Source organism: Escherichia sp. E4702 (assembly GCF_963883545.1).
Lineage (GTDB): Bacteria > Pseudomonadota > Gammaproteobacteria > Enterobacterales > Enterobacteriaceae > Escherichia.
Genome location: NZ_CAWORF010000030.1, coordinates 1 through 10956, shown reverse-complemented (window position 1 = coordinate 10956; position 10956 = coordinate 1). Strand labels below are relative to the sequence as shown.

The 10956-nt window shown below is 53.9% G+C and carries 9 protein-coding genes; 8 read left to right on the top strand and 1 reads right to left on the bottom strand.

Annotated elements, in window-relative coordinates:
• Positions 1-162: 162 nt before the first annotated feature.
• Positions 163-2121, bottom strand: a complete 1959-nt coding sequence (gene acs, locus AACU94_RS19225; RefSeq protein WP_135405653.1) for an acetate--CoA ligase — start codon at positions 2119-2121, stop codon at positions 163-165.
• Between the two features lie 393 nt (positions 2122-2514).
• Here acs and nrfA point away from each other — a divergent pair, with 393 nt between their 5' ends.
• The 8 genes from nrfA (at position 2515) to gltP (ending at position 10545) form a co-directional block, all read left to right on the top strand.
• Complete coding sequence (gene nrfA / locus AACU94_RS19220) at positions 2515-3951, top strand: ammonia-forming nitrite reductase cytochrome c552 subunit (protein ID WP_000196875.1); 1437 nt, start codon at positions 2515-2517, stop codon at positions 3949-3951.
• Positions 3952-3995: 44 nt separating this feature from the next.
• A complete protein-coding gene (nrfB, locus tag AACU94_RS19215) occupies positions 3996-4562 on the top strand; it encodes a cytochrome c nitrite reductase pentaheme subunit (RefSeq protein ID WP_001296647.1) in 567 nt (188 codons plus the stop codon).
• Positions 4559-5230 carry a cytochrome c nitrite reductase Fe-S protein gene (nrfC, locus tag AACU94_RS19210; RefSeq protein WP_096846392.1) on the top strand — a complete coding sequence of 224 codons (672 nt, stop codon included), beginning with the start codon at positions 4559-4561 and terminating at the stop codon, positions 5228-5230. Before nrfB ends, nrfC begins: the two co-directional genes overlap by 4 nt.
• Positions 5227-6183: a cytochrome c nitrite reductase subunit NrfD gene (gene nrfD, locus AACU94_RS19205; protein WP_000195154.1), complete on the top strand. Its 957-nt coding sequence runs from the start codon at positions 5227-5229 to the stop codon at positions 6181-6183. The genes nrfC and nrfD overlap by 4 nt, the downstream gene beginning before the upstream one ends.
• A 19-nt stretch (positions 6184-6202) precedes the next feature.
• Entirely contained in the window at positions 6203-7921 is a 1719-nt protein-coding gene (locus AACU94_RS19200; protein WP_135490086.1) for a heme lyase CcmF/NrfE family subunit, read from the top strand.
• Positions 7914-8297 (top strand): heme lyase NrfEFG subunit NrfF, encoded by a 384-nt coding sequence (gene nrfF / locus AACU94_RS19195; RefSeq protein WP_135490085.1) that lies wholly within the window; start codon positions 7914-7916, stop codon positions 8295-8297. Before AACU94_RS19200 ends, nrfF begins: the two co-directional genes overlap by 8 nt.
• A complete protein-coding gene (gene nrfG, locus AACU94_RS19190) occupies positions 8294-8890 on the top strand; it encodes a heme lyase NrfEFG subunit NrfG (RefSeq protein WP_135490084.1) in 597 nt (198 codons plus the stop codon). The genes nrfF and nrfG overlap by 4 nt, the downstream gene beginning before the upstream one ends.
• A gap of 341 nt (positions 8891-9231) precedes the next feature.
• Positions 9232-10545, top strand: a complete 1314-nt coding sequence (gene gltP, locus AACU94_RS19185) for a glutamate/aspartate:proton symporter GltP (protein ID WP_130218549.1) — start codon at positions 9232-9234, stop codon at positions 10543-10545.
• The last annotated feature ends 411 nt before the right edge of the window (positions 10546-10956 follow it).

Here is a 10956-nt window from a genome sequence, read left to right as displayed (position 1 = left end):
TGCCTGATGCGACGCTGTCGCGTCTTATCAGGCCTACAGCCGTTGCCGAATGTAGGCCGGATAAGGCGTTCACGCCGCATCCGGCAATCAACGCCTGATGCGTCGCTGTCGCGTCTTATCAGGCCTACAAACCGTTACCGACTCGCATCGGGCAATTGTGGGTTACGATGGCATCGCGATAGCCTGCTTCTCTTCAAGCAGCTTCTCGACCACGCCAGGATCGGCAAGCGTCGAGGTATCGCCCAGGTTGCTGGTATCGCCCGCCGCAATTTTGCGCAGAATACGGCGCATAATTTTGCCGGAGCGGGTTTTAGGCAGGGAGTCGGTCCAGTGCAGCACGTCTGGCGTCGCCAGCGGGCCAATCTCTTTACGCACCCAGTTGCGGACTTCTGCGTACAGTTCTGGTGACGGTTCCTCCCCGTGATTAAGCGTGACGTAGGCGTAGATCGCCTGACCTTTAATATTGTGCGGAATACCGACGACGGCGGCTTCGGCAATCTTCGGATGCGCCACCAGCGCCGACTCAATCTCTGCCGTCCCCAGACGGTGACCAGAGACGTTCAGCACGTCGTCCACGCGCCCGGTGATCCAGTAATAGCCATCTTCATCGCGACGCGCGCCGTCGCCGCTGAAATACATATTTTTGAAGGTGGAGAAGTAGGTCTGTTCAAAACGTTCGTGATCGCCAAACAGCGTACGCGCCTGACCCGGCCAGGAATCGGTGATCACCAGACTGCCTTCAGCGGCACCTTCTTGTGGATTACCTTCGTTATCCACCAGCGCCGGTTGCACGCCGAAGAACGGACGCGTCGCAGAACCGGCTTTCAGCTCGGTAGCGCCAGGCAGCGGCGTAATCATGAAACCGCCAGTTTCGGTCTGCCACCAGGTATCGACCACCGGGCATTTCTCGTTGCCGATTTTTTTCCAGTACCACTCCCACGCTTCCGGATTGATTGGCTCGCCCACGGAACCGAGAATGCGTAGCGACGAACGGTCGGTGCCTTCAATCGCTTTATCGCCTTCCGCCATCAGCGCGCGAATCGCCGTTGGCGCGGTGTAAAGAATATTGACCTGATGCTTATCCACCACCTGCGCCATACGGGCAGGCGTCGGCCAGTTGGGAACGCCTTCAAACATCAGCGTGGTCGCGCCGCAGGCCAGCGGGCCGTACAGCAAATAACTGTGTCCGGTAACCCAGCCCACATCAGCGGTACACCAGTAGATATCGCCCGGATGATAATCAAAGACATATTTAAAGGTCAGCGCCGCGTACACCAGATAACCGCCGGTAGTGTGCAGCACGCCTTTCGGCTTACCGGTAGAACCGGAGGTATAGAGAATAAACAGCGGATCTTCGGCGTTCATCTCTTCCGCCTGGTGCTGATCGCTGGCTTGCTCAACCAGGTCGTGCCACCACAGATCGCGCCCTTCCTGCCAGTCAATTTTCCCGCCAGTACGCTTCAGTACCACCACATGTTCAATGCTGGTGACGTTCGGGTTTTTCAGCGCGTCATCAACGTTTTTCTTCAGCGGAATGCTGCGCCCGGCGCGCACACCTTCGTCGGAAGTGATCACCAACCGTGAGTTAGAATCGATGATGCGTCCGGCAACGGCTTCCGGCGAGAAGCCGCCGAAAATTACCGAATGCACCGCGCCAATGCGGGCGCAGGCCAGCATCGCGACTGCGGCTTCCGGCACCATCGGCATATAAATCGCGACTACATCACCTTTTTTAATGCCCAGCTCGAGCAGGGTATTAGCGAAGCGGCAGACGTCGCGGTGCAGCTCTTTATAGCTGATATGTTTGCTCTGGCTGGCGTCGTCGCCTTCCCAGATAATAGCGGTACGATCGCCGTTTTCTTGCAAATGGCGGTCAAGGCAGTTTGCCGCCAGATTCAGCGTGCCGTCCTCGTACCATTTAATGGACACATTGCCGGGGGCAAAGGAGGTGTTTTTCACCTTCTGGTACGGTTTGATCCAGTCGAGAATTTTTCCCTGTTCGCCCCAAAAGGTATCTGGTGCGTTAATTGATTGTTGGTACATCGCCTCGTACTGCTGAGGGCTTATCAGGCAATGGTCTGCGATGTTGGCAGGAATGGTGTGTTTGTGTATTTGGCTCATGCTTTTGTTCTCCTTGTAGGATGTTAATAATATGTGTCATAAGCGTTAAATGTAGGGGTATTGGCAGTTTTGTTTAGTATTTGGGCGGCAGATCACGCAAAAGTAGAATTGTGCAAATAAACGACAGGATTATTTTTGAAGGACACCAACAAAAGTTGGCATTTTCTTTCTGGAACATGCAGTTATGCATGTGTTTGAAATGGAGGAAATTACCGACTAACTCTAAAGTGGTATTTTACATGCACTTACAATTGATTAAAGACAACATTCCGTATGTGGTTATTTGTTACACATAGGGGCGAGCAATGTCATGACAGTGTATGTGCGGTTACTGTCATGAAAAAACAATAAAAACTGCCATTGCCTCAATGGCAAAATTTGGATAAAGCCCCTATGACAAGGATAAAAATAAACGCACGCCGTATCTTCAGCTTGTTGATTCCTTTTTTCTTTTTCACTTCTGTTCACGCTGAACAAACGGCCGCTCCCGCGAAACCTGTAACTGTGGAAGCGAAGAATGAAACCTTTGCCCCACAGCATCCCGATCAATATCTCTCCTGGAAAGCCACCTCGGAACAGTCAGAGCGTGTTGACGCCTTGGCGGAAGATCCACGGCTGGTGATCCTGTGGGCGGGGTATCCCTTCTCGCGCGATTACAACAAGCCGCGTGGACATGCCTTTGCTGTGACCGATGTGCGTGAAACCCTGCGTACCGGTGCGCCGAAAAACGCTGAAGATGGTCCGCTACCGATGGCATGCTGGAGTTGTAAAAGCCCGGATGTGGCGCGCCTGATCCAGAAAGACGGCGAAGATGGCTACTTCCACGGTAAATGGGCGCGCGGCGGCCCGGAAATCGTCAACAACTTAGGTTGTGCCGACTGCCATAACACCGCCTCACCAGAGTTCGCCAAAGGCAAACCGGAGTTAACCCTTTCCCGTCCATATGCGGCTCGCGCGATGGAAGCCATTGGTAAACCTTTTGAGAAAGCCGGACGTTTCGACCAGCAATCGATGGTTTGCGGTCAGTGCCATGTGGAGTATTACTTCGACGGCAAAAACAAAGCGGTTAAATTCCCGTGGGATGACGGCATGAAAGTCGAAAATATGGAGCAGTATTACGACAAAATTGCCTTCTCTGACTGGACTAACTCCCTGTCAAAAACACCAATGCTGAAAGCGCAGCACCCGGAATATGAAACCTGGACAGCGGGCATTCACGGCAAAAACAACGTGACCTGTATCGACTGCCATATGCCAAAAGTGCAGAACGCCGAAGGCAAACTCTACACCGACCATAAAATTGGCAATCCGTTTGATAACTTCGCCCAGACTTGTGCGAACTGCCATACCCAGGACAAAGCTGCCTTGCAAAAAGTGGTCGCGGAACGTAAGCAGTCGATTAACGACCTGAAAATCAAGGTTGAAGATCAACTGGTTCACGCTCACTTCGAAGCGAAAGCAGCGCTGGATGCAGGCGCGACGGAAGCCGAAATGAAGCCAATTCAGGACGATATCCGTCATGCCCAGTGGCGCTGGGATCTGGCGATCGCTTCCCACGGCATTCATATGCACGCACCGGAAGAAGGTTTACGGATGCTCGGTACGGCGATGGATAAAGCGGCGGATGCACGCACCAAACTGGCGCGCCTGCTGGCGACCAAAGGCATCACCCATGAAATCCAGATCCCGGATATCTCGACCAAAGAGAAAGCCCAGCAGGCCATTGGCCTGAACATGGAACAAATCAAGGCCGAGAAGCAGGACTTCATCAAAACGGTGATCCCGCAGTGGGAAGAGCAGGCACGTAAAAACGGTCTGTTAAGCCAATAACCCCGTTCCGCCTCGCAAGGGGCGGAAAACACAATGGAGTGAATATGAGCGTATTACGTTCGTTATTAACTGCCGGGGTGCTGGCGTCGGGCCTGTTGTGGAGCCTGAACGGAATTACCGCTACCCCTGCGGCGCAGGCATCTGGTGATCGCTACGAAGTTACCCAGCAGCGTAACCCGGATGCCGCCTGTCTGGACTGTCATAAGCCAGATACCGAAGGTATGCATGGCAAACATGCTTCCGTTATCAACCCGAATAACAAACTGCCGGTCACCTGCACCAACTGTCACGGTCAGCCATCACCGCAACACCGTGAAGGGGTGAAAGATGTGATGCGCTTTAACGAGCCGATGTACAAGGTTGGTGAGCAGAACAGTGTTTGTATGTCCTGCCATCTGCCGGAACAGTTGCAAAAAGCGTTCTGGCCGCACGATGTCCACGTAACCAAAGTGGCGTGCGCCAGCTGCCATTCCCTGCATCCACAGCAAGATACGATGCAGACGTTAAGTGACAAAGGACGGATTAAGATTTGCGTCGATTGCCACAGCGATCAGCGCACCAATCCGAACTTTAACCCGGCGTCTGTTCCGTTGCTTAAGGAGCAGCCATGACCTGGTCTCGTCGCCAGTTTCTCACCGGCGTCGGTGTGCTGGCAGCCGTCAGCGGCACCGCAGGGCGCGTGGTGGCGAAAATGTTGAATATCAATGGGGTGCGTTACGGCATGGTGCATGACGAGTCGTTATGTATCGGCTGTACCGCCTGTATGGATGCTTGTCGGGAAGTGAACAAGGTGCCGGAAGGTGTCTCGCGCCTGACGATTATTCGTAGCGAGCCGCAGGGCGAATTTCCTGATGTGAAATATCGCTTCTTCCGTAAGTCTTGCCAGCACTGCGATCATGCGCCGTGCGTTGACGTCTGCCCGACCGGTGCGTCTTTTCGTGATGCCGCCAGTGGGATTGTCGATGTTAATCCGGATCTCTGCGTCGGTTGTCAGTATTGCATCGCCGCCTGTCCGTACCGCGTGCGCTTTATCCATCCGGTCACGAAGACAGCGGACAAATGCGATTTCTGCCGCAAGACTAATTTGCAGGCCGGTAAGTTACCCGCGTGCGTTGAAGCTTGCCCGACGAAGGCGCTGACGTTTGGCAATCTGGACGATCCCAACAGTGAGATTTCGCAACTGCTGCGCCAGAAGCCCACTTACCGCTATAAGCTGGCGCTGGGAACCAAACCGAAGCTGTACCGCGTACCGTTTAAATACGGGGAGGTGAGCCAATGACGCAGACTTCCGCATTTCATTTTGAATCGCTGGTGTGGGACTGGCCGATTGCCATCTACCTGTTTTTGATTGGTATTTCTGCCGGTCTGGTGACGCTGGCCGTGCTGTTACGTCGCTTCTACCCGCAGGCGGGCGGTGCAGACAGTACGTTGCTGCGCACCACGCTGATTGTCGGGCCTGGCGCGGTGATCCTCGGTCTGTTGATCCTCGTCTTCCACCTGACAAAGCCGTGGACCTTCTGGAAGCTGATGTTCCACTACAGTTTTACCTCGGTGATGTCGATGGGGGTGATGCTGTTTCAGCTCTACATGGTGGTGCTGGTGCTGTGGCTGGCGAAAATCTTTGAACATGATTTGCTTGCCCTGCAACAACGCTGGTTGCCGAAGCTGGGGATCGTGCAAAAGGTTCTGAGCCTGCTGACGCCCGTTCATCGCGGACTGGAAACATTGATGCTGGTGCTGGCGGTGCTGCTGGGGGCTTATACCGGCTTTCTGCTGTCGGCGCTGAAATCGTATCCGTTCCTCAATAATCCGATCCTGCCGGTGCTGTTCCTCTTCTCCGGCATCTCGTCCGGTGCGGCGGTGGCGCTGATCGCCATGGCGATACGCCAACGCAGTAACCCGCATTCCACGGAAGCGCACTTTGTACACCGTATGGAAATCCCCGTGGTATGGGGTGAAATCTTCCTGCTGGTGGCGTTTTTTGTCGGTCTGGCGCTGGGCGATGACGGTAAAGTGCGTGCGCTGGTGGCGGCATTGGGCGGCGGTTTCTGGACGTGGTGGTTCTGGCTTGGTGTCGCTGGGCTGGGGCTGATTGTGCCAATGTTGCTCAAACCGTGGGTCAATCGCAGTTCTGGCATTCCTGCTGTGCTGGCGGCGTGTGGGGCCAGCCTGGTCGGCGTGTTGATGCTGCGCTTTTTCATTCTCTACGCCGGGCAGTTAACGGTGGCGTAAGCCAGAACAGAGGTGGTTTCTGGACGTATTCCTTCCTGAAGTCGGTTTTTTGGCGTTGTTGTTAAGTCTCGGGGTCAACGTGTTGACCCCGTTGATGACCTTCGCGGGAGTGCGGTTGCGCTGGCCTGCCATGATGCGACTCACTTGCATCGGCATTCTGGCGCAGTTCGCGCTCCTGCTGCTCGCCTTTGGCGTACTGACGTATTGTTTTCTCATCAGCGATTTCTCGGTCATTTATGTCGCCCAACATAGCTACAGCCTGCTGTCGTGGGAACTCAAACTGGCGGCGGTGTGGGGCGGTCATGAAGGTTCGTTGCTACTTTGGGTGCTGTTGCTTTCCGTCTGGAGCGCGCTGTTTGCCTGGCATTATCGGCAGCAAACCGATCCGCTATTTCCGCTGACGCTAGCCGTTTTATCTCTCATGCTCGCCGCGCTGCTACTGTTTGTGGTGCTGTGGTCCGACCCTTTCGTGCGGATATTTCCACCAGCAATCGAAGGCCGCGATCTCAATCCGATGCTGCAACATCCCGGTCTTATCTTTCATCCGCCGCTGCTTTACCTTGGCTATGGCGGTTTGATGGTGGCGGCGAGCGTGGCGCTGGCGAGTTTACTGCGCGGCGAGTTTGATGGTGCCTGCGCCAGAATTTGTTGGCGCTGGGCACTACCTGGCTGGAGCGCATTAACGGCGGGGATCATCCTCGGTTCCTGGTGGGCCTATTGCGAACTGGGCTGGGGCGGCTGGTGGTTCTGGGATCCGGTGGAAAACGCCTCTTTATTACCCTGGCTTTCTGCCACTGCGCTGCTGCACAGTTTATCCCTGACACGCCAGCGGGGGATTTTCCGCCACTGGTCGCTGCTGCTGGCGATCGTTACTCTGATGCTGTCGCTGCTGGGGACGTTGATTGTCCGTTCTGGCATTCTGGTTTCGGTTCATGCGTTCGCGCTGGATAACGTCCGCGCCGTGCCGTTGTTCAGTCTGTTTGCACTGATTAGCCTTGCGTCTCTGGCTCTGTATGGCTGGCGAGCGCGGGACGGTGGCCTGGCGGTGCGTTTTTCGGTGTTATCGCGGGAAATGTTAATCCTCGCTACGCTGTTGCTGTTTTGCGCAGTGCTACTGATCGTGCTGGTGGGAACGCTTTATCCGATGATTTACGGCCTGCTGGGCTGGGGACGCCTCTCCGTTGGCGCACCGTATTTTAACCGCGCAACGTTACCGTTTGGCCTGTTGATGCTGGTGGTGATTGTGCTGGCGACGTTTGTCTCTGGCAAACGCGCGCAGCTTCCGGCGCTGCTGGCGCATGCGGGCGTGCTGTTATTTGCCGCGGGGATCGTGGTTTCCAGCGTCAGCCGTCAGGAGATCAGCCTGAATTTACAGCCGGGGCAGCAGGTAAAACTGGCAGGATACACCTTCCGGTTTGAGCGCCTCGATCTGCAAGCCAAAGGCAATTACACCAGCGAAAAAGCGATAGTGGCACTGTTTGACCATCAGCAACGTATTGGTGAATTAACGCCGGAGCGGCGTTTCTATGAAGCACGCCGTCAGCAAATGATGGAGCCGTCAATTCGCTGGAACGGCATCCATGACTGGTATGTGGTCATGGGCGAGAAAACCGGAGCGGATCGTTACGCTTTTCGTTTGTATGTACAAAGCGGTGTGCGCTGGATCTGGGGGGGAGGATTGTTGATGATTGCAGGCGCATTGTTAAGCGGATGGCGGGGGAGGAAGCGCGATGAATAAAGGGCTTCTCACTTTGCTGCTGCTATTTACCTGTTTTGCGCACGCTCAGGTCGTAGACACCTGGCAATTCGCCAATCCGCAACAACAGCAACAGGCGTTAAATATTGCCAGCCAGTTACGTTGTCCGCAGTGCCAGAATCAGAACTTACTGGAATCCAATGCGCCGGTTGCAGTCAGTATGCGCCATCAGGTTTACAGCATGGTGGAGGAGGGGAAGAACGAAGTCGAAATCATTGGCTGGATGACCGAACGCTACGGAGATTTTGTTCGCTATAACCCACCGTTAACGGGTCAGACGCTGGTGTTGTGGGCGCTGCCAGTGGTGTTGTTACTGCTGATGGCACTGATCCTCTGGCGAGTGAGGGCGAAGCGATGAAACAGCCTCAAATACCGGTAAAAATGCTGACAACACTCACGATTTTGATGGTATTTCTCTGTATCGGCAGTTATCTGTTAAGCCCAAAATGGCAGGCGGTACGTGCGGAGTATCAGCGTCAGCGCGATCCGCTACATCAGTTTGCCAGCCAGCAAACCCCGGAAGCGCAGCTTCAGGCATTGCAGGATAAAATCCGCGCTAATCCACAAAACAGCGAACAGTGGGCGTTACTGGGCGAGTACTATCTGTGGCAAAACGATTACAGCAATTCGCTGCTGGCGTACCGTCAGGCGTTGCAACTACGCGGTGAGAACGCTGAACTGTATGCGGCGCTGGCGACGGTGCTTTATTACCAGGCCAGCCAGCATATGACCGCCCAGACTCGCGCAATGATCGACAAAGCCCTCGCGCTGGACAGTAATGAAATCACCGCCCTGATGCTGCTGGCTTCAGATGCGTTTATGCAGGCGAACTACGCGCAAGCTATCGAACTATGGCAAAAAGTGATGGATCTCAACTCACCGCGAGTTAACCGAACACAGTTGGTTGAGTCGATTAATATGGCAAAACTGCTACAGCGGCGATCGGATTAATCATCCGGCGTTGAAGATTATGTCATTGAGCTGAATAAAAAATAATCGAATGAACATATGCCAAAAATAATCACTAATTAGTATTATTGCAGATTAAACAAATAAAAATCTTTCCATAACAAATGGTTATTCATTAATCCTGCCATAAACTCGCGTTATTATGCATTAATGCAGCGAAAAGCTCTGTTGTTAAAGGGTTGCGCAACATACCGCGCAAATGATACTGATCATAAGCGTTAAAAAAATCTACAAACCAACGCAACACAATTCATGCCCTGGCAGTATGTCACGTTCTCGCGTTTCTGAACGGGGAACGGCGCTCCATTGAGGAAGTCATTCATATGAAAAATATAAAATTCAGCCTGGCCTGGCAGATTCTGTTTGCTATGGTGCTGGGCATTCTCCTGGGAAGCTACCTGCACTACCATAGCGACAGTCGCGACTGGCTGGTCGTCAATTTGCTCTCTCCAGCGGGTGATATCTTCATCCACCTGATCAAAATGATTGTTGTGCCGATTGTAATTTCCACGCTGGTGGTGGGTATCGCGGGTGTTGGTGATGCCAAACAGCTCGGGCGTATAGGTGCGAAAACCATTATCTACTTCGAGGTGATCACCACCATCGCTATCATTTTGGGGATCACTCTGGCGAACGTCTTCCAGCCCGGTGCCGGAGTGGATATGTCGCAGCTGGCGACCGTCGATATCTCGAAATATCAGAGCACTACGGAAGCAGTCCAAAGCAGTTCCCACGGCATTATGGGCACGATTTTGTCGCTGGTGCCGACGAACATTGTGGCGTCGATGGCGAAAGGCGAAATGCTGCCAATCATCTTCTTCTCGGTACTGTTTGGTTTGGGGCTTTCCTCCCTGCCTGCGTTGCATCGTGAACCGCTGGTGACCGTGTTCCGCTCTATCTCTGAAACCATGTTTAAAGTGACGCACATGGTGATGCGCTATGCCCCAGTGGGTGTGTTTGCGCTGATTGCGGTGACGGTGGCTAACTTTGGTTTCTCTTCTCTGTGGCCACTGGCGAAACTGGTGCTGCTGGTGCATTTCGCCATTCTGTTCTTCGCGCTGGTAGTGCTGGGAATTGTGGCGCGCCTGTGCGGGTTAAGCGTCTGGATCCTGATTCGTATTCTGAAAGATGAGTTGATTCTGGCGTACTCCACTGCCAGCTCCGAAAGTGTGCTGCCGCGAATTATTGAGAAGATGGAAGCCTACGGCGCCCCGGCGTCGATCACCAGTTTCGTGGTGCCGACCGGTTACTCTTTTAACCTTGATGGTTCGACGCTGTATCAAAGTATTGCCGCTATTTTCATCGCGCAGTTGTATGGTATTGACCTGTCTATCTGGCAGGAAATCATTCTGGTGCTGACGCTGATGGTGACCTCGAAAGGGATTGCTGGCGTGCCGGGCGTGTCGTTTGTTGTGCTGCTGGCAACGCTGGGTAGCGTAGGTATTCCGCTGGAAGGTCTGGCGTTTATTGCCGGTGTTGACCGTATCCTCGACATGGCGCGTACCGCGCTGAACGTGGTAGGTAATGCGCTGGCGGTGCTGGTGATTGCCAAGTGGGAACACAAATTTGACCACAAAAAAGCGATGGCCTACGAGCGTGAAGTGCTGGGCAAATTTGATAAGACTGCGGATCAGTAATTGAAGATTGCCGGGGATATCCACCCGGCAATGTGTGGATGCCTGATGTGACGCTTACCGCGTCTTATCAGGCCTACGCCAGACAGCGCAATAGCCTGATTTGGCGTGATTTTGTAGGTCGGATAAGGCGTTTACGCCGCATCCGACATCAATGCCTGATGTGACGCTTGCCGCGTTTATCAGGCCTACGCCAGACAGCGCAATAGCCTGATTTAGTGTGATTTTGTAGGTCGGATAAGGCGTTTACGCCGCATCCGACATCAACACCTGATGCGACGCTGCCGCGTCTTATCAGNCCGACCGCAGACTGCGCAATAGCCTGATTTAGCGTGATTTTGTAGATACTGTTACGGCCTGCAAGTTTTTTCCTGGTCCAGTCCCCCGGATTGCAGGCATGCCAGACACAGCGCC

Bases quoted from the DNA above. Each gene is read 5' to 3' on its own strand.
- nrfG (WP_135490084.1), top strand. From the start codon at position 8,294: ATGAAACAGCCTCAAATACCGGTAAAAATGCTGACAACACTCACGATT.
- gltP (WP_130218549.1), top strand. From the start codon at position 9,232: ATGAAAAATATAAAATTCAGCCTGGCCTGGCAGATTCTGTTTGCTATG.
- acs (WP_135405653.1), bottom strand. From the start codon at position 2,121: ATGAGCCAAATACACAAACACACCATTCCTGCCAACATCGCAGACCAT.
- nrfD (WP_000195154.1), top strand. From the start codon at position 5,227: ATGACGCAGACTTCCGCATTTCATTTTGAATCGCTGGTGTGGGACTGG.
- nrfF (WP_135490085.1), top strand. From the start codon at position 7,914: ATGAATAAAGGGCTTCTCACTTTGCTGCTGCTATTTACCTGTTTTGCG.
- nrfA (WP_000196875.1), top strand. From the start codon at position 2,515: ATGACAAGGATAAAAATAAACGCACGCCGTATCTTCAGCTTGTTGATT.
- nrfC (WP_096846392.1), top strand. From the start codon at position 4,559: ATGACCTGGTCTCGTCGCCAGTTTCTCACCGGCGTCGGTGTGCTGGCA.
- nrfB (WP_001296647.1), top strand. From the start codon at position 3,996: ATGAGCGTATTACGTTCGTTATTAACTGCCGGGGTGCTGGCGTCGGGC.